The sequence below is a fragment of the Pseudomonas sp. PS01300 genome, from assembly GCF_029960155.1.
Classification (GTDB): domain Bacteria; phylum Pseudomonadota; class Gammaproteobacteria; order Pseudomonadales; family Pseudomonadaceae; genus Aquipseudomonas; species Aquipseudomonas palmensis.
Map to the genome: position 1 here is coordinate 1 of NZ_JASCPN010000041.1, position 23,033 is coordinate 23,033.

Consider the following 23,033-nt stretch of genomic DNA (forward strand, 5'->3'; position numbering starts at 1 on the left):
ACTCGCTTCGATCTCTCGTAGCGGGAGGCGAATTCTACAGCGTTACAACCTGCTGTCAACCACCTTTTTCACCGCTGCCGATCTTTCGATCGAAGCACCTCCAGCCTGACCTGAAACGTCCAACTCACTGATATTCAAGGAGTTTTTCGTTCCTGCTACGCTGGAAGTGGGGCGAAGTATAAAGACTTCTGGAAACCCGTCAAGCGCTATTCGCAATAAATCTGTCACATCGGTCAAAAACGCTGAAAAACAAAAGAGGGAGGCCTTGCGGCCTCCCTCGTTTCAGCCCGACCTCAAAGGCTTGGGAATGCGAACTGCGATGCTTCATGGCTGGCGCGCTGCGGCCAACGCTGGGTGATCGCCTTGCGCCGGGTATAGAAGCGCACGCCATCCGGGCCGTAGGCATGCAGGTCGCCAAACAGCGAGCGCTTCCAGCCACCGAAGCTGTGATAGGCCACCGGCACCGGCAACGGAACGTTGACCCCCACCATGCCCACTTCGATCTCGTCGCAGAACAGACGCGCCGCTTCCCCATCACGGGTGAAGATGCAGGTGCCGTTGCCGTATTCATGATCGTTGATCAACTGCATGGCCTGCTCGAGGCTGTTCACCCGTACCACACACAGCACCGGGCCGAAGATCTCTTCCTTATAGATACGCATCTCGGGGCTGACCCGATCGAACAGCGTACCGCCCACGAAGTAACCTTGCTCATGCCCCGCAACACTGTAGCCGCGGCCGTCCACCACCAATTCGGCACCGGCAGCCAGGCCGTCATCGATATAGCCAACCACCTTGTCGCGCGCAGCCGCAGTCACCAGCGGCCCCATGTCCAGACCGCAACTGGTACCGGCACCGATCTTCAGCGCCTTGATCTGCGGCACCAGCTTGGCCACCAGTGCATCGGCCACCTGGTCACCCACGCACACCGCTACCGAGATTGCCATGCAGCGTTCACCGCACGAACCGTACGCCGCGCCCATCAGTGCGCTGACCGCGTTGTCCAGGTCGGCATCGGGCATCAGCACCGCGTGGTTCTTCGCACCACCCAGCGCCTGCACACGCTTGCCACGACGAGTGCCCTCGGCATAGATGTACTCGGCAATCGGCGTGGAGCCCACAAAGCTCAGCGCCTTGACCTCTGGGGCTTCGATCAGCGCGTCCACCGCCACCTTGTCGCCATGCACCACGTTCAGCACGCCCTTGGGCAAGCCGGCTTCCAGCAACAGCTGGGCAATGAACAGCGACGAGCTCGGATCGCGCTCGGACGGTTTGAGAATGAAGCAGTTGCCACAGGCAATCGCCAGCGGGTACATCCACAGCGGCACCATGGCCGGGAAGTTGAACGGGGTGATCCCCGCAACGATGCCCAGCGGCTGGAAGTCGGACCATGCATCGATGTTCGGGCCCACGTTGCGGCTGTATTCGCCTTTGAGCACTTCGGGGGCAGCGCAGGCGAACTCGACGTTCTCGATACCGCGCTTGAGTTCACCCGCCGCATCCTCGAGGGTCTTGCCATGCTCTTCGCTGATCATCTGCGCAATGCGCGACTCGTTCTGCTCAAGCAGTTGCTTGAAGCGAAACATCACCTGGGCCCGCTTGGCCGGCGGGGTATTGCGCCAGGCCGGGAATGCCGACTTGGCCGAATCGATGGCCTGCTGCACGGTTTCCCGGCTGGCCAGCGCCACCTTGCGTACCGCCTGGCCGGTGGACGGGTTGAACACATCGGCGGTGCGCTCACCGCTTGAAACCATTTCACCGTGGATCAGATGCTGAACAATGCTCATGCAGAACTCCAGAAAGGGGGTTCAGGCGCGGCACCGCGCGCCTGCTTATATAAAGAGAGGGATCAGCCGACCTGGTTGATCGCTTCGCCCACCGCATCGAACAGGCGATCCAGTTCTTGCGGGGTGGTGTTGAAAGTCGGGCCGAACTGCAGGGTGTCGCCGCCGTAGCGAACATAGAAGCCGGCGTTCCACAGCTTCATGGCGATCTCGAACGGACGCACGATGGCATCCCCGTCCCGCGCGGCAATCTGGATGGCACCGGCCAGGCCGTAGTTGCGAATGTCGACGATGTTCTTCGCGCCCTTGACTCCGTGCAGCACACGTTCGAAATGCGGTGCCAGGTCGGCAGCCGACTGCACCAGGTTCTCCTTCTCCAGCAGGTCGAGTGCAGCCAGGCCGGCAGCGCAGGCAACCGGGTGCGCGGAGTAGGTGTAGCCGTGCGGGAATTCGACCGCGTATTCCGGGGTCGGCTGGTTCATGAAGGTCTGGTAGATCTCGCTGCTGGCGATCACCGCGCCCATCGGGATGGCGCCGTTGGTAACCTGCTTGGCGATACACATCAGGTCGGGCGTCACACCAAAGGCGTCGGCACCGAACATGGCACCCATACGGCCAAAACCGGTGATCACTTCGTCGAAGATCAGCAGAATGTTGTGCTGGTCGCAGATCTCGCGCAGGCGCTTGAGGTAGCCCTTGGGCGGTGGCAGTACACCGGCGGAGCCGGCCAGCGGCTCGACGATCAGTGCCGCGATGTTCGACGCATCGTGCAGCTCGATCAGCTTGAGCATCTCGTCGGCCAGGGCGATACCGCCCTCCTCCGGCATCCCCTTGCTGAATGCGTTGCCCGGCAGCAGGGTGTGCGGGATATGGTCCACATCCAGCAACTGGCCGAACATCTTGCGGTTGCCGTTGACGCCGCCCAGGCTGGTGCCGGCGATGTTCACGCCGTGGTAGCCACGGGCACGGCCGATCAGCTTGGTCTTGGTCGCCTGGCCTTTGAGGCGCCAGTAGGCACGCACCATCTTCAGCGCGGTATCGGCGCATTCGGAACCGGAGTTGGTATAGAAGACGTGGTTCAGGTTGCCCGGGGTCAGGTCGGTGATCTTCTCGGCCAGCTGGAACGACAGCGGGTGGCCGAACTGGAAGGCCGGCGAATAATCCAGCACACCCAGCTGACGCGACACCGCTTCCTGAATCTGCTTGCGGGTATGCCCGGCGCCGCAGGTCCACAGCCCCGACAGCGCATCATAGATCTTGCGCCCCTTGTCATCCGTCAGGTAGCTGCCTTCGGCGGCGACGATCAGGCGCGGGTCGCGCTGAAAGTTGCGGTTGGCGGTATAGGGCATCCAGTGCGCATCCAGCTTGAGCTGGCTGGCAAGGCCGAGGGGAGCGTTTTCAGGCAGATTCATGGGACAAACCTCGCAAGGCAATGAGCAACATGAGGGAGGCAAACGTTGTTGCAGCTAAGTTGTCACGGGGATAAAGTCTGAAAAAGCCTACTTTTCTAATCTTCAGTTAGCTGGACACTAAACTATGAGCCGTCGCCCGGAGCCGCTTGCGCAGGTCAGTGATTTCGACATCCGTCTGTTGAAAATCTACCGCAGCGTGGTGGAATGCGGCGGCTTCTCCGCAGCCGAGAACGTGCTGGGCATCGGCCGCTCGGCCATCAGCCAGCAGATGAGCGACCTGGAGCAACGCCTGGGCCTGCGCCTGTGCCAGCGCGGCCGTGCCGGGTTCTCGCTGACCGAAGAGGGCCGCGAGGTGTACCAGAGCGCCCTGCAACTGCTCGGCGCGCTGGAAAGCTTTCGCACCGAGGTCAACGGCCTGCACCAGCACTTGCGCGGCGAGCTGAACATCGGCCTCACCGACAACCTGGTGACCCTGCCGCACATGCGCATCACCCATGCCCTGGCGCAGCTCAAGGACCGGGGGCCGGAGGTACGCATCCAGATCCGCATGATCGCTCCCAGCCAGGTCGAGCAGGGCGTGCTCGACGGCAGCCTGCACGTCGGCGTGGTCCCCCAGACCAGCCCGCTGTCGGGGCTCGAGTACCAGCCACTGTACAGTGAGCGCTCACTGCTCTATTGCGCGGTCGGGCACCCGCTGTTCTATGCCGATGACCGCCAGCTGGACGACGACCGCCTCAACAGCCAGGACGCGATCGCCCCCACCTTCCGCCTGCCGGCCGAGATCCAGGCCCAGTATCAGGACCTGCACTGCACCGCCAGCGCCTCGGACCGCGAAGGCATGGCGTTCCTGATTCTTACCGGGCGCTACATCGGCTACCTGCCCGACCACTACGCCAACGCCTGGGTACAGCAGGGGCGCCTGCGCGCCCTCAAACCCGACGAACGCTTCTATGACCTGAGCCTGTGCTGGGTTACCCGCAAGGGACGGCGCCCGCACCTGGTGCTCGAGAGCTTCCTGGACAGCCTGGCGGCCACCCGCTGATGCGGTTTATCGGCTTTTTCGCCGATGAGCGCTTGCCCGCCTGCCACGGCTGGGTTATCAGTGCATGTGCCACACTACCCCGCTCTGTCCGGAATCGCCCATGACCTTCGAAGTCCCCGCACACCGCCTCCAGGCTGCCAGGCCTGCCGGCCGTATCCGCCAGAAGAACGAGCAGGCCATCATCCAGGCTGCCGAAGACGAGTTCGCCCGTCACGGCTTCAAGGGCACCAGCATGAACACCATCGCGCTGAACGCCGGGCTGCCCAAGGCCAACCTGCACTATTACTTCACCAACAAGCTGGGCCTGTACGTGGCGGTGCTGAGCAACATCATCGAGTTGTGGGACAGCACCTTCAACACCCTGAGTGCCGACGACGACCCGGCCGAGGCGCTGAGCCGCTACATTCGCGCCAAGATGGAATTCTCGCGGCGCAACCCGCAGGCCTCACGGATCTTCGCCATGGAGATCATCAGCGGCGGCCAGTGCCTGACCGACTACTTCAGCCAGGACTACCGCGACTGGTTCAAGGGCCGGGCCGCCGTGTTCGAAAGCTGGATGAATGCCGGCAAGATGGACCGCCTCGACCCGGTCCACCTGATCTTCCTGCTCTGGGGCAGCACCCAGCACTATGCCGACTTCTCCACACAGATCTGCCAGGTAACCGGCCGCAGCCGCCTGACCAAGCAGGACATGGAAGACGCCAGCAACAACCTTATCCACATCATCCTCAAAGGCTGTGGCCTGACCCCACCGAACTGAACCCTGCTTATGCCTTTTACCCTGTTGGACACTTGCGAGTTTCGCGAAGAGATCCGCAAGAGCCGCTTCATCACCCTGGCCGGCCCCATCAGCAGCCCGGCCGAGGCCCAGGCCTTCATCGAACGGCACAGCGACCTGGCCGCCACCCACAACTGCTGGGCCTGGAAACTGGGGGCGCAATACCGCAGCAGCGACGACGGCGAACCCGGCGGTACGGCCGGGCGCCCGATCCTGGCAGCCATCGAGGCGCAGGACTGCGACCAGGTAGTGGTGCTGGTGATTCGCTGGTACGGCGGCATTCAGCTGGGCACCGGTGGCCTGGCCCGGGCCTATGGCGGTGGCGCCAACAAGTGCCTGCAACAGGCCGAAAAGCGCCTGCTGGTAAGCCGTGTCGAGCTGCACTGCAGTTGCGCATTCAGCGAACTGGCCCTGCTCAAGCTACGCGTCGCCGAAGCCGACGGCCTGGTGATGGACGAGCAGTTCACCGCCAACGGTGTCGACCTGTTGCTGGCGCTTGGCGAGGAGCAGATCGAACCGGTGCAACGACAACTGGCCGACCTGAGCCGCGGGCGCATTCTGCTCGAACGGCGCTGACACTTGCCCACATCCACTGTGGGCCCGGCTGTGGATAACCTCTTAGCACTCGGCTGCAGCCCTTCTGGATCAAGGCTCGCAGAGAAACGATCATATTTTGATCAAGATTTGATGACAGGCCATCAAGCGGCGTCGAATCAGTGACTTATCCCCAGCCAGGTGTCCTCGAGGGCCGGCTCCATGGCCACAAAACCGTGCCTGGCGCTTGCACACAAATACTGTGGAGCAAGCTGTGGATAAACCGTGAGCGCCTGCGCCAAAGGCCTGCCGGCCAATGCTCAGCGTCGATTGATCATTTTATGAGCAGCCTCCAGGCCATGCTACGCTGCGTATCCTCTGCCCACCTGTACGGAGTTATCCCATGACCGCCCCCAAAACCGCACTGATCATTGGCGCATCCCGTGGCCTGGGCCTTGGCCTTGTGCAGCGCCTGCGCGAGCAGGGCTGGAACGTGACCGCCACCGTTCGGGACCCTGCCAGGGCCCCTGCGCTGGCCGCGGTGCCCGGCGTACAGGTCGAGACCCTGGAAATGAACAGCACCGATCAGCTCGATGCACTGCAGGCGCGCCTCAAGGGTCAGACCTTCGACCTGCTGTTCGTCAATGCGGGGGTCAAGGGCCCTGATGACCAGAACCCGGAGCGGGTACAACTGGCGGATATCGGCGAACTGTTCATGACCAACAGCGTCGCGCCGATTCGCGTGGCGCAGCGCTTGAGCCCGCAGCTCAACGACAAGGGTGGGGTGATCGCCTTCATGAGCTCGGTGCTGGGCAGCGTGAGCATCCCCGACGCGCCCGACCTGGCCCTGTACAAGGCCAGCAAGGCGGCGCTCAATTCCATGATCAACAGCTTCGTCGTGCAGCTGGGCGACACCGGCCTGACCGTGCTGGCCATGCACCCGGGCTGGGTCCAGACCGACATGGGCGGCGAAGGCGCTGAAATCGACGTGCCTACCAGCACGGGCGGGATGGTTGAACAGGTCACCCTCAACAGCGGCAAGGGTGGCCTGCATTTCATCAACTACAAGGGCGAAAAACTGATCTGGTGATCTGACGCGCGGTGGGTGTAGACTCGGCCCTTCGCCCACCGCGGCGGACCTGGATCAGCAGACAGGGCAACACTGAGCTGGCTAACCTGAACCCACTTTCAGAGGAGCCGGCACCATGCCTGCGACCCGTATCTGGTTGAAAAACCCGCTTGCCATCTTTACCGCCAACACCCTCGACGCCCGTGGCGGCCTGGTGCTCGAAGGCGGCATCATCCGCGAAGTCCTCGGCCTCGGCCAAACCCCCGCCACACCTTGCCAGCAAACCTTCGATGCCCGTGAGCACGTGGTACTGCCAGGCCTGATCAACACCCACCACCACTTCTAACAGACCCTTACCCGTGCCTGGGCTCCGGTGGTCAACCAGCCGCTGTTCCCCTGGCTCAAGACGCTGTACCCGGTGTGGGCCCGGCTCACCCCGGCCAAGCTGGAGCTGGCGACCCAAGTAGCCCTGGCCGAACTGCTGCTGTCGGGCTGCACCACCGCTGCCGACCACCACTACCTGTTCCCCGACGGCCTGGAAAACGCCATCGACGTACAAGTGGAGAGTGTGCGCAAACTCGGCATGCGCGCCATGCTCACCCGCGGTTCCATGAGCCTGGGTGAAGCCGATGGTGGCCTGCCACCGCAGCAGACGGTGCAGCAGGGCGAGGTGATCCTGGCCGACAGCCAACGACTTATCCACAGCTACCACGAGCGTGACGCGGGCGCGCAGATCCAGATCGCCCTGGCCCCCTGCTCACCGTTCTCGGTCACGCCCGAAATCATGCGCGCCAGCGCGACCCTGGCCCAAGAGCTGGACGTGCGCCTGCACACGCACCTGGCCGAAACCCTCGACGAGGAGGACTTCTGCCTGCAGCGCTTTGGCCTGCGTACCGTCGACTATCTGGACAGTGTCGGCTGGCTCGGCCCGCGCACCTGGCTGGCCCACGGCATCCACTTCAACCCCGACGAGATTGCCCGCCTGGGCGCTGCCGGCACCGGCATCTGCCATTGCCCCAGCTCCAACATGCGCCTGGCATCGGGCATCTGCCCCACCGTGGAACTGACCGACGCGGGGGCGCCAGTGGGCCTGGGTGTGGATGGCTCGGCCTCCAACGATGCGTCCAACATGATCCTCGAAACCCGCCAGGCCCTGTACCTGCAGCGCCTGCGCTACGGTGCCGAGGCCATCACCCCCGAGCGCGTGCTGGGCTGGGCCACACGAGGTTCGGCGCAACTGCTTGGGCGCAACGACATCGGCGAGCTGGCCGTGGGCAAGCAGGCCGACCTGGCCCTGTTCAAGCTGGATGAACTGCGTTTTTCCGGCAGCCATGATCCGCTCTCGGCCCTGCTGCTGTGCGGTGCCGACCGAGCCGACCGGGTGATGGTCGGCGGCCGGTGGCGAGTGATCGATGGCCAGATCGAAGGGCTGGACGTGAAGGGCCTGATCGCCGATCACCGCCAGGCCGCCGCGCAACTGATCGCCGGCTAGGCAGCTAAAGGCCCAGCAGCGCCAGCATGATGAACGTGGCGAACAGCACGAAGTGGGTCATGCCCTCGATCGCGTTGGTTTCGCCATCGTTCAGGTTGATGGCGCTGACGATCAGCGTGATGAAGATCATCACCGTCTGCACCGGGGTCATGGCCATCTGGAACGGCTGACCGGTGTACAGGGCCATGGCCTCCATCAGCGGCACGGTGAGGATCACCGTCGACAGCGAGGCCCCCAGGGCGATATTGACCACCGATTGCATGCGGTTGGCCAGCGCCGCGCGCAATGCGGTGAGAATCTCTGGCGCGGCAGAGATGGCCGCTACCACGATTGCCGTCAGTACCGGCGGTGCTCCGCTGCCCTCCAGGCCATAGTCCAGGGTCTTGGACATGACTTCGGCCAGCAGGCCGATCACCACCACCCCCGAAATCAGAATCGCGATCGATCGCGCCTTGTGGCCGCCCGGCGTCCCTGCCACCGGGTCGCGGCGTTTCTTCTGCGGGTAGCTGTAGCTGAAAAAGTAGCTGTGCGGCCCCACCTGCATGCGCAGAAACAGCGTATACAGCACCACCATCGCGCCGATGGTGAAGGCCGAATACAGATGCCACTGGGCTTCGGGGATGAACTCGGGCACCACCATCGACACGCCCATCGCGGTCATGATCATCACGCTGTAGGTGCGTGCCGAATCGTCGTTGTAGCTCTGCTCGCCGTGCTTGAGCCCGCCCATCAACGCGGCCAGGCCCAGGATCCCGTTGATATCGAGCATCACCGCCGAGTAGATGGTGTCGCGCACCAGCGTCGGCGAGGCCTCATTGCTCATCATGATGGCCAGGATCACCACCTCCACCAAGACCGCCGACAGGGTCAGGATCATGGTGCCGTAGGGGTCGCCGACCTTTTCCGCCAGCAGCTCGGCATGCTGTGCAACCCGCATCGAGGCGCACACGATCGCCCCCACCAGCGCGAACCCGGCCAACAACGCCAAGCCATGGCCGTGCCCCAGCAACAACGGCTCCAATGGCCAGGCCAGCAGGGCGGTCACCACGGCCAGCAGCAAGAGCTTTTCCTGGGTCAGTAGCTTGAGCATCGGCGGCCTTGAACAGAAGGGGTTTGGCTAGAGACTGTAGCTGCTGTGGAAGGTTTCCTGCTGCCGGACCATCCGGCCAGGTTTCGCGCCGCCCCTCGTCAACCGCTGTAGAATGGCGCGCAACCGCACCTTGATGAGAACACGCTATGTACGACTGGCTTAACGCGCTGCCCAAGGCAGAATTGCACCTGCACCTGGAGGGATCGCTCGAGCCCGAACTGCTGTTCGCTCTGGCCGAACGCAATGGCATCGCCCTGCCCTGGAACGATGTGGAGGCCCTGCGCGCGGCCTATGCGTTCAACAACCTGCAGGAGTTCCTCGACCTGTACTACCAGGGCGCCGACGTGCTGCGCACCGAGCAGGACTTCTACGATCTTACCTGGGCCTACCTGCTGCGCTGCAAGGCACAGAACGTGATCCACACCGAACCGTTCTTCGACCCCCAGACCCATACCGACCGGGGCATCCCGTTCGAGGTGGTACTGGCCGGCATCAGCGCAGCCCTCAAGGATGGCCAGCGCAAGCTGGGCATCAGCAGTGGCCTGATCCTGAGCTTCCTGCGCCACCTGAGCGAAGACGAGGCCCACGCCACCCTCGATCAGGCCCTGCCCTTTCGCGATGCCTTCATCGCCGTGGGGCTGGACAGCTCGGAGCAAGGCCACCCGCCCAGCAAGTTCCAGCGCGTGTTCGACCGCGCCCGTAGCGAAGGCTTCCTGACCGTCGCGCACGCCGGCGAGGAAGGCCCGCCCGAGTACATCTGGGAAGCCCTGGACCTGCTCAAGATCCAGCGTATCGACCACGGCGTGCGCGCCATCGAGGACGAGCGCCTGATGCAGCGCATCATCGACGAACAGATCCCGCTGACCGTCTGCCCTCTGTCCAACACCAAGCTGTGCGTGTTCGACCACATGCGCGAACACAACATCCTCGAGATGCTCGAACGTGGCGTGAAGGTCACGGTGAACTCGGACGACCCAGCCTATTTCGGTGGCTACGTGACCGAGAACTTCCATGCCCTGCATACCCACCTCGGCATGACCCAGGACCAGGCCAGGCGTCTGGCGCAGAACAGCCTGGATGCGCGCCTGCTCAAGCCCTGACCTCTGCGCGGGCAGGTCGACCCATCACCGGTGGGTCGGCCTTGCCCGCCACCTGCGGCTACTCCCCCACCGCCAACGGCATGGGCGACTGTGCAATCAGCGGGATTTCACGCAACCCGGCGGGGGTGACGTGCAAGGCGCGCGAGTCACCGTTCATGCGCACCCAGCCCGACTGCACGAAAAGCCTGAGCAGGCTGCTGCCCAGAGCCCCGCCCAGGTGCGGGCGCTGCTCGCTCCACTCGCTGCAGCAACTGCACGCGCTGCAGGCTCTGCCCTCGCGCAGTGCCAATGCCTCGACGAAGATGCCAAAGTCGGCAAAGTGCAGGCGCCCCAGCGAGCTGACCTCCAACTGGCGGTCGCAGAGCTCCAGCCACTTGGCCTCCTGCAAGCGCTGGTAAAGGTCGGCCGCCAGCTCACCGCCCAGGTGGTCACGGCACAAGCGTGCGCGGCGCATCGCCAGCGGGATCCCCGGCGCCTCCCGGCTGACACGCACGCCCTGACGAAAATCCTCGCGCACCGGCACACTGGCCAGCGCCTCCACAGCGGCGCCCACCTCCGGGGCTGCCAGCCGAAAATACCGTTTGCGCCCGCGCGCCTCTATCTTCAGCAGCCCCCCTGCCAGCAGGCGCCCAAGGTGAGCGCAGGTGGAAGAAGGTGTCAGGCCGGTCATCCTGGCCAACTCGTCGGAGGGGCGGGCCAGACCGTCGATCAAGGCCCACAGCATGGCGCTGCGCTTGGGGTCAGCCAGCAGGCTGGCGATCACACTGATACTTGCTACAGGTTTCATATCTGCACTCCCTGCGGATTCCGAAGACGTAACTTGCCCGCCCCTGCAATGGAAACGTCTCTTGCTGGTAACGACTGCGGGGGCAAGTATATGCCGGCCTGTAAGCACTTAAACGGCCTCTATCTCCGGCAAAATTGCCCGTTTTGGGCAACCATGTGGCCTTCTGCAAAGGTCACTTTCGGGTGGCGGGCCTTCCGCCCCTGGCACCACAGCCGCATGGGGGCGGCTTTCCCTGCAGAGCGAGGGTTGCGCTCAAGGGCCGATGAGCGCGCAACGCCCTACATCCAAGGTAAACAAGTCACTCAACCTAAAATGAAATGTATGACCCTGATCCAGCGCCCGACAGCCGGCCCTGCCTAGCCGGTCATCGCCAGCAGCGGCTCCAGCAGGTGCCGGCATCTGGCCTTGAGTTCGTCGCGCAGCAACTGCACCGGCTTGCCGAGCTGCGCCCGGTGGGTGCACAGCAGATTCAGCGGCGCAGCTTCACCCCGCACCCCGGGCAGCAGCACTTCGAGGCGCCCGGCCTTCACATCGGCTGCCACATCCAGCCAGGACTTGTAGGCAATGCCCACACCTGCCACGGCCCAGCGCCGTACCACGTCGGCGTCGTCGCAAAAGCGGTCGCCACGCACCAGCACCGTCTGTGTCGCGGCCCCGTCACTGAAGCGCCACTGGTCATGCACACGGCCACCCAACTGGTACAGCAGGCAGTTGTGCTCGGCCAGCTGTGCAACCGTCGCCGGTTGGCCATGGCGCGCCAGATAATCAGGTGCGGCGCACAGCACCCGGCGGTTGTCGGGGCACAGGGGCAACGCCACCAGGCTCGAGTCTTCGGGGGTGCCGTAGCGCAGCGCCACATCCACCGGCTGGCGAAACAGGTCGGCATTGCGATCGCCCAGCAGCAGGCGCACGTTCAGCAACGGGTGCGCCTGCTGCAACTGGTCCAACCAGGGCAACAGCACATTGCGTCCGAAATCCGACGGTGCCGACAACTGCAGCACGCCGCTCACCTCGGCCTGGCCCTGAGCCAACGCCCGCCGTCCCTCCTCGAGGCTGGCCAAGGCTACCCGGGCGTGGTTGAGGAACCCCTCGCCTTCAGCGGTCAGGCGCAGACTGCGCGTCGAACGGGCCAGCAGGCGCACCTTCAATTGCGCCTCAAGGCGCTTGAGCGCTGCGCTCGCCACTGCCGGCGAAAGGTCGAGCTGGCGCGCAGCGGCCGACAGGCTGCCCAGTTCCGCGGCGCGCACGAACAGTTGCAGATCATCGGTACGCAGCACTTGTCGGCCTCATTATCAAAAAAAAATTGAAAGTATCTGCCGTTTTATCGGGTTTTAACCCCAAGTGAAAGCACTGATGATGGCGGCACTCCCCCCCTCAAGGACCTCTTCATGAAAGCCATTGCCTACTATCAATCGTTGCCGATTGCCGACCCCGCCGCGCTGCAGGACATCGAGCTGCCCGCCCCGCAGCCTGGCCCGCGCGACCTGCTGGTGCAGGTGCACGCCATCTCGGTCAACCCGGTCGACACCAAGGTGCGCCAGAACGTGCAACCCGAGGCCGGCGTGGCCAAGGTGCTGGGGTGGGACGTTGCCGGTGTGGTCAAGGCGGTGGGCAGCGAGGTCAGCCTGTTCCAGCCTGGCGACAAGGTCTACTACGCAGGCTCCATCGCCCGCGCCGGGGGCAACAGCGAGCTGCACGTGGTCGACGAGCGCATCGTCGGGCACATGCCCCGAACCCTGGGTTTCGCCGAAGCCGCCGCATTGCCGCTGACCGCCATTACCGCCTGGGAGCTGCTGTTCGAACGCCTGCAGATCGCCGAAGGCAAGGCCGACCTGGGCCAGAGCCTGCTGATCGTCGGTGGCGCCGGCGGCGTCGGTTCGATCCTGACTCAACTGGCCAGCCAACTGACCGGGCTCAAGGTCATCGCCAGCGCTTCACGCCCCGAAACCCAGGCCTGGGTAAGGGAACTGGGCGCCGATGTGGTAGTCGATCACCGTCAGCCCCTGGCCCAGGCCCTGAAGGCGCAGGGTATCGATAGCGTTACCCACGTTGCCAGCCTCACCCAGACCGACCAGCACCTGGATCAGCTGGTCGAGGCACTCGCCCCGCAGGGCAAACTGGCGCTGATCGACGACCCCAAGCAGTTGGACGTGACCAAGCTCAAGCGCAAGAGCCTGTCGCTGCACTGGGAATTCATGTACACCCGCTCGCTGTTCGAAACCGCCGACATGCAGGCACAACACACGCTGCTCAACCGCGTGGCCGAGCTGATCGACGCAGGCACCCTCAAGACCACCCTGGGCGAGCATTTCGGCCCGATCAATGCAGCCAACCTGCGCCGGGCCCACGCGCTGCTCGAAAGCGGTGCAGCCAAGGGCAAGATCGTGCTGGAAGGGTTCTGAGCCCCTCCGGGCCCCGGCATGACCGTCAGTCAGTACACTGACGCCGGTCATGCCGGGGCCCGGTCGCGGCGCTACAATGCTGCTGCATTTACCCAACCACACAGGTAGGCAGCGATGAAGATTATCGTCAGTGCATCAGCCCGCAAACCCGGGTGCCCGTGGCAGGTTCAGCTCGACCAGCATGTGGTCAGCTTTCGCAGCGAGGCCGAGGCTCGCGCCTTTGTCGACACCCTGCAACAACGCTTGCGGGCCCCGCACCCGCTCAAGCAGGTCGGCTGAGCTGCAGGCGTCGGGTCAACATTGCCACGCCCACCGCCGCCGCACCGCACAGGCTGATGACCAGCGCCATCGGCAGCGCGCTGCCGTCATGCAGCACCCCCACCAGGGCAGCCGCACCTGCCGCTACGCTGAACTGTACGCACCCCAGTAACGCCGATGCACTGCCGGCGCGGGCACCCTGCCCGCTCATGGCGCAGGCCGAGGCGTTGGGGATGATGCAGCCAAGGCTGGCAATGCACACGAACAGCGGCACCAGCAACGGCCACAGCGCCTGCGTATGCAGCGCGCTGATTCCCAGCAGCACCAGCCCGGCCGCCAGGTATACCCACACCGTGCGGGCCAGCAAAAAGGCAGGCCCACGCTTGGCCAGCAATCGCGCATTCACCTGCGCCACCAGGATGAAGCCCGCCGCATTGCTGCCGAACAGCCAGCCGTAATGTTCGGCCGGTACGCCATAAAGCTTGATGAACACGAAGGGCGACCCGGCGATATAGGCGAACATGCCGGCAATCGCGATGCCGCCGGTCAGTGCATGCCCCATGAACACGCGGTCCTTGAGCAGGCGCCCGTATTGGCGCAACGCCCCCGACAGCGGCTGGCGTGGTTGGCTGGAAGGCAGGCTCTCCGGCAGGCCCAGGGCAACGGCCAGCGTACAGCCGGCGCTGAACAGGGTGAGCACGAGGAAGATCGACTGCCAGCCATACAGGTTGACCAGCACCCCGCCCAGCATCGGGGCAAGGATCGGCGCCAGGCCCATCACCAGCATCAGTTGCGAGAACACCTTGGCCGAAGCCACGGCATCACACTTGTCGCTGACGATGGCCCGTGACAGCACCATCCCTGCGCAACCACCCAGGGCCTGTACAAAACGCGCGGCGATCAGGGCGTCCAGGCTCGGTGCAAAGGCACAGGCCAGCGACGCCAGGGTAAACAGGGTCACCCCGACCAGCAGCGGAATGCGTCGACCGAAGCGGTCGGCCACCGGGCCATAGGCCAGCTGCCCCAGCGACAGGCCCAGGAAATAGGCCGCCAGGGTGGTCTGGATGTGTTTTTCGTCGGTCGCAAAGGCCAGGGCCATTGCCGGGAAGCCGGGCAAGTAGAAATCGATCGCCAACGGCCCGAACGCACTGAGTGCGCCGAGGATCAGGATGGTGCGCAGGTTCATCGGGAATCCATAGCAGGCTAAGCAAGTGCCTTAGTCTAACCGGGCTGCCATGGATAAGCCGCGAATCTTTTGCCGAATTCGCTGGCACGTGCGCCCCTTGTTGGAGCCGGCCTTGCCGGGGATCGAGCGCGCAGCGCTCGCACACCGGAATGCACAGTGCAGCAGACACACCGCCCATGCAGGGTCGGTAGCCGCTTCGCGCCGGTTCGCCAGCAAGGCTGGCTCCTACAGGCGAAGCGGCTACCGGCTTGTTCAGGCCACAAGCTCGGCCTTGTAACCCTCATCGACAATCGCCTGCACGATCTGCGGCGCCTGCAGCGAACTGTCGACGCGCACCTGCTTGCTGGCCAGGTCCACCTCTACGATGGCCTGTGCATCCTGGCTCTGTACCGCACGGGTCACGGCCTTCACACAGTGGCCACAGGTCATGCCTTGAACAGTGAATACTTGCATGGGAACTACCTCCTTGGGATTTGAGCGCAGTCTCAAGCTTGCCATCGGGGCAAGGTCAAGTGCATGCCGAACTGGAAATCCGCGCCAAGCTCGGCCAAGCTGCGCCCTTGTCGAACGATCAGCAGGAGATTCATTCATGGGCAGGGCAGCATTGGGCCTTATCGGTTTGCTCGGGTTGTGCAGCATCGTGCCCCTGGCCAGCGCCGAAGGGCCGTCGGACTACAGCGTGTTGATCATTTCCCGCGAGCGTCTGGAGGTCGCCACGTCCTGCGAGATCGGCATCTATCTCAACGACCAGCTGTCGGCGCGACTGTTCCAGGAACACTCCACCTCGTTCAACCTGCCGGGCGGCCCGGTGAACGTGCGCCTGCGCCTGCTTCCCGGGCAGGCACCGGGCTGCAACAACGGCATCGAGAACCAGCGCAGCACGCGAATCAACGTACTGGCGGGCCAGGTCAACAAGTACCGCATCGTCATGGACAACAATGGCCTCAGCCTGAAGAAGGCCGCTCTGGGCTATTGACCTTGCCAATGGGGTAAGGTTGATGCTTGGCGCCTGTCCAAGGAGGAGAGCCCCATGTCCGCATCAACCACCTTCGATCTGCCGATTCAAGGCATGACCTGCGCCAGCTGCGCCGGTCGTGTCGAGCGCGCCCTGCGCAAAGTCGCCGGCGCCGAACACGTCAGCGTCAACCTCGCCACCGAACACGCCCGGGTGCAAGCCCCTGCCGACGCCCTGCCGGCACTGGTCGACGCCGTCAGCCAGGCCGGTTACAGCGTGCCCGCCCAGAGCCTCGAACTGCAGATTGGCGGCATGACCTGCGCCAGCTGTGCCGGGCGCGTGGAGCGGGCCTTGAACAAGGTGCCCGGCGTACAGCGGGTCAGCGTCAACCTGGCCAACGAGCGCGCGCACATCGAGCTGCTGGGGCAGGTCGACAGCGCGCTGCTGATCGACGCGGTGACCCAGGCAGGTTACACGGCCAGCCTGCCGCAAGCGGGCAAGGCCGACCAGGCCGACGCCGAGCGACGCCTGCGCAAGGAGCGCTGGTCGGTCGGCCTGGCCATACTGCTGGCCCTGCCGCTGGTGCTGCCGATGCTGCTGCAGCCCTTCGGCATCCACTGGATGCTGCCGGCCTGGGCACAGTTCGTACTGGCCACCCCCGTGCAGTTCATCCTGGGCGCACGCTTCTATGTCGCGGCCTGGAAGGCGGTACGCGCCGGGGCCGGCAACATGGACCTGCTGGTAGCCCTGGGCACCAGCGCCGGTTACGGCCTGAGCCTGTACGAATGGGCACGGGCCACTGCAGGCAGCATGCCGCACCTGTATTTCGAAGCCTCGGCGGTAGTCATCGCCCTGGTGCTGCTGGGCAAGTACCTGGAAAGCCGCGCCAAGCGCCAGACCGCCAGTGCCATCCGCGCCCTCGAAGCCCTGCGCCCTGAGCGCGCCCTGCAGGTGATCGACGGCCAGGAGCGCGACGTACCCATCAGCGCCCTGCGCCTGCATGACCTGGTGCGCGTGCTGCCTGGCGAACGCTTCCCGGTGGACGGTGAGGTGATCGAGGGCCAGAGCCATGCCGACGAAGCCCTGATCAGCGGCGAAAGCCTGCCCGTGCCCAAGCAGCCGGGCGACCGCGTGACCGGCGGCGCCATCAACGGCGAAGGCCGCCTGCTGGTAAGTGTGCTGGCCCTGGGTACTGAAACCGTGCTGGCGCGCATCATCCGCCTGGTCGAAGACGCCCAGGCCGCCAAGGCCCCCATCCAGAAACTGGTCGACCGGGTCAGCCAAGTGTTCGTGCCAGCCGTGCTGGTGCTGGCCCTGGCAACCCTGGTCGGCTGGTGGCTGGCCGGCGCGCCAATCGAAACCGCGCTGATCAATGCCGTGGCCGTGCTGGTCATCGCCTGCCCCTGTGCCCTGGGCCTGGCCACACCCACCGCGATCATGGCCGGTACCGGCGTGGCCGCGCGCCACGGCATCCTGATCAAGGACGCCGAAGCGCTGGAGCGTGCCCATGCAGTCAACCGCGTGGTGTTCGACAAGACCGGCACCCTCACTTCCGGCAGCCCGCGCATCGTTCACAGCAAGGCCCAGGGCATCGAGGCAGGCGAACTGCTGCAACTGGCCGGCGCCCTGCAACGCGGCAGCGAACACCCGCTGGCCAAGGCGGTACTGGATGCCTGCCAGGAGCAGGGCCTGACCGTACCCGACATCGACGACAGCCAATCGCTGACCGGCCGCGGCATCGCCGGCCACCTCAATGGCCGCGATCTGGCCCTGGGCAACCGTCGCCTGCTGGAAGAAAGCGGCCTGCAACCGGGTGAACTCGCCACCAGCGCCCAGGCCTGGGAGGCCGAGGGGCGCACCTTGTCGTGGCTGATCGAGCGCGGTGCGCAACCACGGGTGCTGGGCCTGTTCGCCTTCGGCGACAGCCTCAAGCCTGGCGCAGACGCCGCCGTACGCCAGCTGAGCCAACAGGGCATCAGCAGCCACCTGCTGACCGGCGACAACCGCGGTAGCGCCAAGGTGGTGGCCCAGGCCCTTGGCATCAATGACGTGTACGCCGAGGTGCTGCCGGCCGACAAGGCCGCCACTGTTCTCGAACTGAAGAAATCGGGTGTGGTAGCGATGGTGGGTGACGGCATCAACGACGCGCCGGCCCTGGCCGCCGCCGACATCGGCATCGCCATGGGTGGCGGCACCGATGTGGCCATGCAGGCCGCCGGCATCACCCTGATGCGCGGCGACCCGCGCCTGGTACCGGCCGCCCTGGAGATCAGCCGCAAGACCTACGCCAAGATCCGCCAGAACCTGTTCTGGGCCTTCATCTATAACCTGATCGGTATTCCGCTGGCGGCCTTCGGCCTGCTCAACCCGGTGCTGGCCGGTGCGGCCATGGCCCTGTCGAGCGTCAGCGTGGTCAGCAACGCCTTGCTGCTCAAAACCTGGAAACCGCAAACGCCGCCACAGGACGATGCCCCATGAACATCGGACAAGCCGCCAAACGTACCGGCCTGAGCGCCAAGATGATCCGCTACTACGAGTCCATCGGCCTGCTCAAGCCGGCCTCGCGCAGCGACAGTGGCTACCGCCTCTACCAGCAGGACGACCTGCACGCGCTGGCATTCATCAAGCGCTCGCGAGACCTGGGGTTTTCATTGGAGGAAGTGGCCAAACTGCTGACCTTGTGGCAGGACCGCCAGCGCGCCAGCGCCGACGTGAAAGCCCTGGCCAACGAGCATATCGCCGACCTGAACCGGCGCATCGACGAGCTGGTGAGCCTGCGCGATACGCTGAGCGAGCTGGTCGCCCACTGCCAGGGGGACGATCGCCCCGACTGCCCGATCCTCAAGGACCTGGCAGCCGGCAGCTGCTGTCACTAGCGCGTTACTGCATCCATGGCGGTGGCGGTTCCTCGGCCTTGGCCGGGCCGTTCTCCGCCTCGGCGCGTGCAGCCTGCCGGCGCGCCTCGTCCAGGCGTGCCGCTTCGATCTCGCGCATCACCCCGTCGACATCGGCGCTGTGCTCGTCCTCCGCGAACTGCCCGCTCAGCGGGCTTTCCGGAGTCAGCTCGCCGGCCTCGTACAACGCCCACATTTCCTTGGCGTAGCGGGTGGCCTTGAGCTCCGGGGCAAACTGGCCGAAGTACCCGGCCATGTTCCCCACATCGCGCTCGAGCATGCTGAACGCATGGTTGTTGCCGGCCGCATCCACCGCCTGGGGCAGGTCGATGATCACCGGGCCGTCAGGGCCGAGCAGCACGTTGAATTCCGACAGGTCGCCATGCACCAGGCCGGTGCACAGCATCAGCACGATCTGGCGGATCACGAAGTCGTGGTACTCGCGGGCCTGATCGGCCTCCAGGTGCACGTCGTTCAGGCGTGGCGCCGCATCGCCATGGGCATCGGACACCAGCTCCATCAACAGCACCCCATCGAGAAAATCGAACGGCTTGGGTACCCGCACGCCGGCACTGGCCAGGCGAAACAGGGCTGCCACCTCGGCATTCTGCCAGGCCTCCTCGGCCTCTTTGCGCCCATACTTGGAGCCCTTGGCCATGGCCCGCGCCTGGCGGCTGTTGCGCACCTTGCGGCCCTCCTGGTATTCGGCGGCCTGACGGAAGCTGCGCTTGTTGGCCTCTTTGTAGACCTTGGCGCAGCGCAGCTCGGTACCGCACCGCACCACGTACACCGCGGCTTCCTTGCCACTCATCAGGGGTCGGATGACTTCATCGACCAGCCCGTCTTCTATCAGTGGTTCTATGCGTTTTGGAGTCTTCATCGGCTTTTGTTCTGGGTCCTGTTTTGCCAAACACACGGGTATCACGGGTTGCCGGCCATCGTCTCACAGCCATGAGCCAGATGCGCGCTCACGATACAACAAGGCCCTCAAAGGAAGTGGACCCGATAATGTCCAAATAATTTAATCCCGCCTGCACCGAGTGCCCCCTGGCTTCCCGGACATGGCAGACACTCACTGCCTGAACAGTTCCCCCGGCGTTGCCCCGAACAAGCCCTTGAACGCCACGATGAACGCCGACGTCGACTCATAGCCGCAACCCAGCGCCGCCTGGGTCACGCTCTGCCCCTGCTCCAGCGCCTGCAGCGACGACAGCAGGCGCATGCGCTGGCGCCAGCCGCGAAAGCTCAGCCCCGTCTCGCGCTGAAACAACCGCATCAGGGTCTTCTGCGAACGCCCCAGGCGCTCGGCCCAGTAGGCCAGGCCGGCGTCCTGCTCCGGGTGCGCCAGCAATGCATTGCACACCTCGAGCAGGCGCGGGTGCTGCGGCAGCGGCAACGAAAAACCCACCTCGGGCAGCCCCTGCAACTGCTCCAGCAGCACCTGCACCAGATGTGCCTCGGGGCTCTCGCCTTCGGCGTAATCCACCGGGAACAGGCAGAACTGCTTGATCAGCTCACGGGCCAGCGGCGTCACCTCCAGCACCCGGCAGCGCGGCCCGGCCCACGCCGCATCGGCCTGACGCACATACAGGCTGCGCATTTCGGCACGGGTCGAGGTAATCACCTCATGCTCCACCCCGGCCGGTATCCACACGCCCCACTGCGGCGGCGCAAAAAAACTGCCCTCGGCGGTGTACACCCCCAGCACCCCGCTGATCGCATAGGAAAACTGTATCCAGTCGTGTCGATGACGCGGCGTCCACGAGCCGGCCCCCAGGCTTTCGGCACGCGCATACAGTGGCCGCGGCAGGGCATCGAGCAGCGGGATTGGGCGTGGCAGCAGATTTTGTCCGTTACTCGGCATCGTTTGGCCTTGTGTCGCGAGACGGAAGAATGGCCACAGGTTAGCCTGCCGCTTGTTTATTACAAGATGATTCGCAGGCCCGCCTATGCAAGCTCACCTCAAGCGCGTGGTAACCGACTGGTTCCTGTGCGGCATGTTTCTCGCCACCTTCCTCGCCTGGCTGTTCCCGCACTTCGGTGCCAGCGGCGGCTCGATGCACGCCGAATACGTGATCAACATCGGCGTGTTCGTGGTGTTCTTCCTGCACGGCATCAACCTGTCCAGCGAACAGATCCGCCATGGCCTGAAGAACTGGCGCCTGCACCTGATGGTGCAGGGCTTCACCTTCGTGGTTTTCCCGCTGCTGTGGTGGCTGGGCAACAGCGTGCTGGGCAGCCATGTGCCGGCGCTGCTGATGCTGGGCTTCCTGTACCTGTGCGCCCTGCCCTCGACCATCTCCTCGTCGGTGGCGCTGACCGGCAGCGCCGGCGGCAACGTACCCGCCGCGATCCTCAACGCCAGCCTGTCCAGCGTGCTGGGCATCTTCCTGACCCCGTGGCTGGTGAGCCTGGTGGTGGGCAACGGCAGCGATGGCATCGACCTGGGCGCCACCCTGCTCGACCTGTGCGCCATGCTCCTGCTGCCGCTGGTGCTGGGGCAGTTGCTGCGCCCGTGGCTGGGCCGCTTCTTTGCCCGCCACAAGCGCTACACCAACGTGATGGACAAGGTGGTGATCCTGCTACTGGTGTACGCGGCGTTCTGCAACTCGATGATCTCGGGGCTGTGGCAGCAGCAGGGTGGCTCGGTACTGCTCACCGCCGTTCTGGGCAGCGCCTTGCTGCTGGCGCTGATCCTGTGGCTGACCACCCGCAGCGCGCGGCTGCTCAGGTTCAGCCCGGCCGACGAGATCGCCGCAGTGTTCTGCGCCAGCAAGAAATCCCTGGCCGCCGGCGCACCGATGGCCGCATTGATCTTCGGCGCCCATCCCGGGCTGGGGCTGATTCTGCTGCCGATCATGATCTATCACCCGCTGCAGTTGATCGTGTGCTCGATCATGGCCGAACACTACGCCAACCGCCCGGCGCCCCTGGCCAAGGAGGCGCCGCTGGTCAGCGCTCGATGATCGCGGTCACGCCCTGCCCGCCCGCGGCGCAGATCGAAATCAGCCCGCGGCCCTGGCCGGCCTCGTCCAGCAGCTTGGCCAGGTTGGCCAGAATGCGCCCGCCGGTGGCGGCGAACGGGTGCCCTGCAGCCAGCGAACTGCCCTTGACGTTGAGCCTGTCGCGGTCGATGGCGCCCAACGGCTCGCTCAGGCCCAGCCGGCTCTGGCAGTAGTCGGCGTCTTCCCAGGCCTTCAGCGTGCACAGCACCTGGGCGGCGAAGGCTTCGTGGATCTCGTAGAAGTCGAAGTCCTGCAGGGTCAGGCCGTTGCGCTCCAGCAGTCGAGGTACCGCATAGGCCGGCGCCATCAGCAGCCCCTCCTGGCCTTTGACGAAATCCACCGCAGCATTCTGACCATCGAGAAAATACGCCTTGATCGGCAGCCCGCGCTCGCGCGCCCACTCTTCGCTGGCCAGCAGTACCACCGAAGCGCCATCGGTCAGTGGCGTGGAGTTGCCCGCCGTCAGCGTGCCCTTGGCGCTGCGCTCGAACACCGGCTTGAGGCTGGCAAGTTTCTCCAGGGTCAGGTCCGGGCGCAGGTTGTGATCGCGGGTCAGGCCCAGGAAGGGCGTGAGCAGGTCATCCTGCCAGCCTTCGGCAAACGCCCGGGCCAGGTTCTGGTGGCTGCGCAAGGCCAGCTCGTCCTGCTCGGCACGGCCTATCTGCCAGGTCTGCGCCATCAGCTCGCAGTGCTCGCCCATCGACAGCCCGGTACGCGGCTCGCCATTGCGCGGCAGCTCGGGCTTGAGGTGCCAGGGCCTCAGTTGCAGGAACACCTTGAGCTTGTCGCCCGTGGTCTTGGCCCGATTGGCCTGCAGCAGCAACTTGCGCAGCCCCTCGTTGACCGCAATCGGCGCATCGGAGGTGGTGTCCACGCCGCCGGCAATGCCGCTGTCGATCTGCCCCAGGGCGATCTTGTTGGCCACCATCAGCGCGGTTTCCAGCCCCGTGGCGCAGGCCTGCTGCAGGTCATAGGCCGGGGTCTGCGGCGACAGCCGCGAGCCCAGCACGCATTCGCGGGTCAGGTTCATGTCGCGCGAGTGCTTGAGCACCGCGCCCGCCGCCACTTCGCCCAGTTGCAGGCCATGCAGGCCGAAACGCTCCACCAGCCCTTCGATTGCCGCAGTCAGCATCGCCTGGTTGCTGGCCGTGGCGTAGGGCCCGTTGGAGCGGGCGAACGGGATTCGATTGCCGCCGATGATCGCGACCCGACGTAAAGCGCGCATGCACAGACTTCCTTATTCCG

General features: G+C 64.9%; 21 protein-coding genes and 1 pseudogene. 12 read left to right on the forward strand and 10 right to left on the reverse strand.

The window, feature by feature from the left end:
• Window positions 1-293 precede the first annotated feature (293 nt).
• Window positions 294-1,787 (reverse strand): CoA-acylating methylmalonate-semialdehyde dehydrogenase, encoded by a 1,494-nt coding sequence (locus tag QMX96_RS18485; RefSeq protein WP_043860970.1) that lies wholly within the window; start codon window positions 1,785-1,787, stop codon window positions 294-296.
• A 62-nt stretch (window positions 1,788-1,849) separates the two neighbouring features.
• Window positions 1,850-3,196 carry an aspartate aminotransferase family protein gene (locus tag QMX96_RS18490; protein ID WP_043860969.1) on the reverse strand — a complete coding sequence of 449 codons (1,347 nt, stop codon included), beginning with the start codon at window positions 3,194-3,196 and terminating at the stop codon, window positions 1,850-1,852.
• 124 nt (window positions 3,197-3,320) lie between these two features.
• Between QMX96_RS18490 and QMX96_RS18495 the strand changes: the two genes are divergently transcribed.
• From QMX96_RS18495 to QMX96_RS18515, 5 genes and pseudogenes are all read left to right on the forward strand, one after another.
• Window positions 3,321-4,238, forward strand: coding sequence for a LysR family transcriptional regulator (locus tag QMX96_RS18495; RefSeq protein WP_043860968.1), 918 nt, complete (start codon window positions 3,321-3,323; stop codon window positions 4,236-4,238).
• A 100-nt stretch (window positions 4,239-4,338) separates the two neighbouring features.
• Window positions 4,339-4,998, forward strand: coding sequence for a TetR/AcrR family transcriptional regulator (locus QMX96_RS18500; protein WP_043860967.1), 660 nt, complete (start codon window positions 4,339-4,341; stop codon window positions 4,996-4,998).
• A 9-nt stretch (window positions 4,999-5,007) separates the two neighbouring features.
• Window positions 5,008-5,592, forward strand: coding sequence for a YigZ family protein (locus QMX96_RS18505; RefSeq protein ID WP_043860966.1), 585 nt, complete (start codon window positions 5,008-5,010; stop codon window positions 5,590-5,592).
• 361 nt (window positions 5,593-5,953) lie between these two features.
• Complete coding sequence (locus QMX96_RS18510; RefSeq protein ID WP_043860965.1) at window positions 5,954-6,640, forward strand: SDR family oxidoreductase; 687 nt, start codon at window positions 5,954-5,956, stop codon at window positions 6,638-6,640.
• Window positions 6,641-6,755: 115 nt separating this feature from the next.
• Window positions 6,756-8,111, forward strand: a pseudogene (locus QMX96_RS18515) (8-oxoguanine deaminase).
• A 4-nt stretch (window positions 8,112-8,115) separates the two neighbouring features.
• Here QMX96_RS18515 and QMX96_RS18520 read toward each other — a convergent pair.
• On the reverse strand, window positions 8,116-9,201 hold the full coding sequence (locus QMX96_RS18520; RefSeq protein WP_282362195.1) for a calcium:proton antiporter: 1,086 nt from the start codon (window positions 9,199-9,201) through the stop codon (window positions 8,116-8,118).
• A 146-nt stretch (window positions 9,202-9,347) separates the two neighbouring features.
• On the opposite strand from QMX96_RS18520, the gene QMX96_RS18525 reads away from it, so the two are divergent.
• The gene (locus tag QMX96_RS18525; protein WP_054916632.1) at window positions 9,348-10,301 is read left to right on the forward strand and encodes an adenosine deaminase; all 954 of its coding nucleotides are present in this window, start codon (window positions 9,348-9,350) and stop codon (window positions 10,299-10,301) included.
• 58 nt (window positions 10,302-10,359) lie between these two features.
• Here the strand turns inward: QMX96_RS18525 and QMX96_RS18530 are convergent, their stop codons facing one another.
• Both QMX96_RS18530 and QMX96_RS18535 read right to left on the reverse strand, forming a co-directional pair.
• The gene (locus QMX96_RS18530) at window positions 10,360-11,088 is read right to left on the reverse strand and encodes a helix-turn-helix transcriptional regulator (RefSeq protein ID WP_282362196.1); all 729 of its coding nucleotides are present in this window, start codon (window positions 11,086-11,088) and stop codon (window positions 10,360-10,362) included.
• Window positions 11,089-11,444: 356 nt separating this feature from the next.
• Window positions 11,445-12,365, reverse strand: coding sequence for a LysR family transcriptional regulator (locus QMX96_RS18535; protein WP_043860960.1), 921 nt, complete (start codon window positions 12,363-12,365; stop codon window positions 11,445-11,447).
• Between the two features lie 111 nt (window positions 12,366-12,476).
• Here QMX96_RS18535 and QMX96_RS18540 point away from each other — a divergent pair, with 111 nt between their 5' ends.
• On the forward strand, window positions 12,477-13,490 hold the full coding sequence (locus tag QMX96_RS18540) for a zinc-binding alcohol dehydrogenase family protein (protein ID WP_043860959.1): 1,014 nt from the start codon (window positions 12,477-12,479) through the stop codon (window positions 13,488-13,490).
• Window positions 13,491-13,604: 114 nt separating this feature from the next.
• On the forward strand, window positions 13,605-13,769 hold the full coding sequence (locus QMX96_RS18545) for a sensor domain-containing protein (protein ID WP_116052671.1): 165 nt from the start codon (window positions 13,605-13,607) through the stop codon (window positions 13,767-13,769).
• On the opposite strand, the gene QMX96_RS18550 is transcribed toward QMX96_RS18545, so the two are convergent.
• Both QMX96_RS18550 and QMX96_RS18555 read right to left on the reverse strand, forming a co-directional pair.
• Window positions 13,753-14,934 carry a multidrug effflux MFS transporter gene (locus tag QMX96_RS18550; RefSeq protein WP_043860958.1) on the reverse strand — a complete coding sequence of 394 codons (1,182 nt, stop codon included), beginning with the start codon at window positions 14,932-14,934 and terminating at the stop codon, window positions 13,753-13,755. The two genes, QMX96_RS18545 and QMX96_RS18550, sit on opposite strands and share 17 nt — an antisense overlap.
• Before the next feature lie 252 nt (window positions 14,935-15,186).
• Window positions 15,187-15,387, reverse strand: a complete 201-nt coding sequence (locus tag QMX96_RS18555) for a cation transporter (protein WP_043860957.1) — start codon at window positions 15,385-15,387, stop codon at window positions 15,187-15,189.
• Between the two features lie 136 nt (window positions 15,388-15,523).
• Between QMX96_RS18555 and QMX96_RS18560 the strand changes: the two genes are divergently transcribed.
• The 3 genes from QMX96_RS18560 to cueR are packed head-to-tail and all read left to right on the forward strand — an operon-like array spanning window position 15,524 to window position 18,765.
• Window positions 15,524-15,910, forward strand: coding sequence for a hypothetical protein (locus QMX96_RS18560; protein ID WP_054916634.1), 387 nt, complete (start codon window positions 15,524-15,526; stop codon window positions 15,908-15,910).
• 54 nt (window positions 15,911-15,964) lie between these two features.
• Window positions 15,965-18,367, forward strand: a complete 2,403-nt coding sequence (locus QMX96_RS18565) for a heavy metal translocating P-type ATPase (protein ID WP_058540777.1) — start codon at window positions 15,965-15,967, stop codon at window positions 18,365-18,367.
• Window positions 18,364-18,765, forward strand: a complete 402-nt coding sequence (cueR, locus tag QMX96_RS18570) for a Cu(I)-responsive transcriptional regulator (RefSeq protein WP_043860954.1) — start codon at window positions 18,364-18,366, stop codon at window positions 18,763-18,765. Before QMX96_RS18565 ends, cueR begins: the two co-directional genes overlap by 4 nt.
• Window positions 18,766-18,769: 4 nt before the next feature.
• On the opposite strand, the gene QMX96_RS18575 is transcribed toward cueR, so the two are convergent.
• Together QMX96_RS18575 and QMX96_RS18580 are read right to left on the reverse strand one after the other, a co-directional pair.
• Window positions 18,770-19,663 (reverse strand): PA4780 family RIO1-like protein kinase, encoded by an 894-nt coding sequence (locus tag QMX96_RS18575; RefSeq protein WP_043860953.1) that lies wholly within the window; start codon window positions 19,661-19,663, stop codon window positions 18,770-18,772.
• A 192-nt stretch (window positions 19,664-19,855) separates the two neighbouring features.
• Window positions 19,856-20,647, reverse strand: a complete 792-nt coding sequence (locus QMX96_RS18580) for a helix-turn-helix transcriptional regulator (RefSeq protein ID WP_088514185.1) — start codon at window positions 20,645-20,647, stop codon at window positions 19,856-19,858.
• Between the two features lie 85 nt (window positions 20,648-20,732).
• Between QMX96_RS18580 and QMX96_RS18585 the strand changes: the two genes are divergently transcribed.
• Entirely contained in the window at window positions 20,733-21,749 is a 1,017-nt protein-coding gene (locus tag QMX96_RS18585; RefSeq protein ID WP_043860951.1) for a bile acid:sodium symporter family protein, read from the forward strand.
• Here the strand turns inward: QMX96_RS18585 and QMX96_RS18590 are convergent.
• Window positions 21,736-23,013, reverse strand: a complete 1,278-nt coding sequence (locus QMX96_RS18590) for an acetyl-CoA C-acetyltransferase (protein ID WP_043860950.1) — start codon at window positions 23,011-23,013, stop codon at window positions 21,736-21,738. The genes QMX96_RS18585 and QMX96_RS18590 overlap by 14 nt on opposite strands.
• Between the last annotated feature and the right edge of the window lie 20 nt (window positions 23,014-23,033).

What these genes read in the sequence shown, in the direction of transcription:
- QMX96_RS18485 (WP_043860970.1), bottom strand. Translation starts at nt 1,787, where the DNA reads ATGAGCATTGTTCAGCATCTGATCCACGGTGAAATGGTTTCAAGCGGT.
- QMX96_RS18490 (WP_043860969.1), bottom strand. Translation starts at nt 3,196, where the DNA reads ATGAATCTGCCTGAAAACGCTCCCCTCGGCCTTGCCAGCCAGCTCAAG.
- QMX96_RS18495 (WP_043860968.1), top strand. Translation starts at nt 3,321, where the DNA reads ATGAGCCGTCGCCCGGAGCCGCTTGCGCAGGTCAGTGATTTCGACATC.
- QMX96_RS18500 (WP_043860967.1), top strand. Translation starts at nt 4,339, where the DNA reads ATGACCTTCGAAGTCCCCGCACACCGCCTCCAGGCTGCCAGGCCTGCC.
- QMX96_RS18505 (WP_043860966.1), top strand. Translation starts at nt 5,008, where the DNA reads ATGCCTTTTACCCTGTTGGACACTTGCGAGTTTCGCGAAGAGATCCGC.
- QMX96_RS18510 (WP_043860965.1), top strand. Translation starts at nt 5,954, where the DNA reads ATGACCGCCCCCAAAACCGCACTGATCATTGGCGCATCCCGTGGCCTG.
- QMX96_RS18520 (WP_282362195.1), bottom strand. Translation starts at nt 9,201, where the DNA reads ATGCTCAAGCTACTGACCCAGGAAAAGCTCTTGCTGCTGGCCGTGGTG.
- QMX96_RS18525 (WP_054916632.1), top strand. Translation starts at nt 9,348, where the DNA reads ATGTACGACTGGCTTAACGCGCTGCCCAAGGCAGAATTGCACCTGCAC.
- QMX96_RS18530 (WP_282362196.1), bottom strand. Translation starts at nt 11,088, where the DNA reads ATGAAACCTGTAGCAAGTATCAGTGTGATCGCCAGCCTGCTGGCTGAC.
- QMX96_RS18540 (WP_043860959.1), top strand. Translation starts at nt 12,477, where the DNA reads ATGAAAGCCATTGCCTACTATCAATCGTTGCCGATTGCCGACCCCGCC.
- QMX96_RS18545 (WP_116052671.1), top strand. Translation starts at nt 13,605, where the DNA reads ATGAAGATTATCGTCAGTGCATCAGCCCGCAAACCCGGGTGCCCGTGG.
- QMX96_RS18550 (WP_043860958.1), bottom strand. Translation starts at nt 14,934, where the DNA reads ATGAACCTGCGCACCATCCTGATCCTCGGCGCACTCAGTGCGTTCGGG.
- QMX96_RS18555 (WP_043860957.1), bottom strand. Translation starts at nt 15,387, where the DNA reads ATGCAAGTATTCACTGTTCAAGGCATGACCTGTGGCCACTGTGTGAAG.
- QMX96_RS18560 (WP_054916634.1), top strand. Translation starts at nt 15,524, where the DNA reads ATGGGCAGGGCAGCATTGGGCCTTATCGGTTTGCTCGGGTTGTGCAGC.
- QMX96_RS18565 (WP_058540777.1), top strand. Translation starts at nt 15,965, where the DNA reads ATGTCCGCATCAACCACCTTCGATCTGCCGATTCAAGGCATGACCTGC.
- cueR (WP_043860954.1), top strand. Translation starts at nt 18,364, where the DNA reads ATGAACATCGGACAAGCCGCCAAACGTACCGGCCTGAGCGCCAAGATG.
- QMX96_RS18575 (WP_043860953.1), bottom strand. Translation starts at nt 19,663, where the DNA reads ATGAAGACTCCAAAACGCATAGAACCACTGATAGAAGACGGGCTGGTC.
- QMX96_RS18580 (WP_088514185.1), bottom strand. Translation starts at nt 20,647, where the DNA reads ATGCCGAGTAACGGACAAAATCTGCTGCCACGCCCAATCCCGCTGCTC.
- QMX96_RS18585 (WP_043860951.1), top strand. Translation starts at nt 20,733, where the DNA reads ATGCAAGCTCACCTCAAGCGCGTGGTAACCGACTGGTTCCTGTGCGGC.
- QMX96_RS18590 (WP_043860950.1), bottom strand. Translation starts at nt 23,013, where the DNA reads ATGCGCGCTTTACGTCGGGTCGCGATCATCGGCGGCAATCGAATCCCG.